The sequence below is a fragment of the Bradyrhizobium sp. P2_E8 genome (assembly GCF_056403875.1).
Map to the genome: position 1 here is coordinate 1 of NZ_JBFUES010001843.1, position 634 is coordinate 634.

Sequence of the window (634 nt, forward strand, 5' to 3'; positions counted from 1 at the left end):
TGAAGGGCCTGCCGCTCGCCTATCAAAAGGACATGCAGGAGGACAAGCAGGGCGCGATGGAGGGCTTCGCCGCGCTGTCGCTCGCGATCCGCGCCATGACCGGCATGGTCCGCGACCTCGTGCCCGATGAAGCGAAGATGAGGCTTGCTGCCGGCGAGGGCTATGCCACCGCGACCGATCTTGCCGACTGGCTGGTGCGGACGCTGAAGATGCCGTTCCGCGAGGCCCACCACGTTACCGGCCGCATCGTGGCCAAGGCCGCCGAGGGCGGCGTGGCGCTGCACGAGCTGCCGCTGAAGGAGATGCAGGCGATCGAGCCCAGGATCACCAAGGACGTGCTCGGCGTGCTCTCGGTCGAATCGTCGGTGAAGAGCCGGACCAGCTTTGGCGGCACTGCGCCGAAGAACGTGGCCTCCCAGGCCAAGGCTTGGCTGAAGCGGCTGGAAAAAGAGCGAAAATTGGGCTGAGGGCAAAATTTCGCTTATGTTTCATGGTCATCCGGCTCTCGCCAGAGTGCGCCAATCTCTGTATGGTGCGGCCCGCGTAGTGGGGATTTCGTCGTGACGTCAAAGTTTCGCCCGGCCGGCTCGGGGTGGGCCATCATTGTCTTGAGCCTGACGGCGCTCGCGCTTGC

Annotated in this window: 2 pseudogenes; both read left to right on the top strand. The window is 64.7% G+C overall.

Going from position 1 to position 634, the window contains the following annotated elements:
- Positions 1–467: pseudogene (locus AC1D00_RS44240) on the top strand (argininosuccinate lyase); the annotation flags it as partial.
- A 93-nt stretch (positions 468–560) separates the two neighbouring features.
- Positions 561–634, top strand: a pseudogene (locus tag AC1D00_RS44245) (LPS translocon maturation chaperone LptM); the annotation flags it as partial.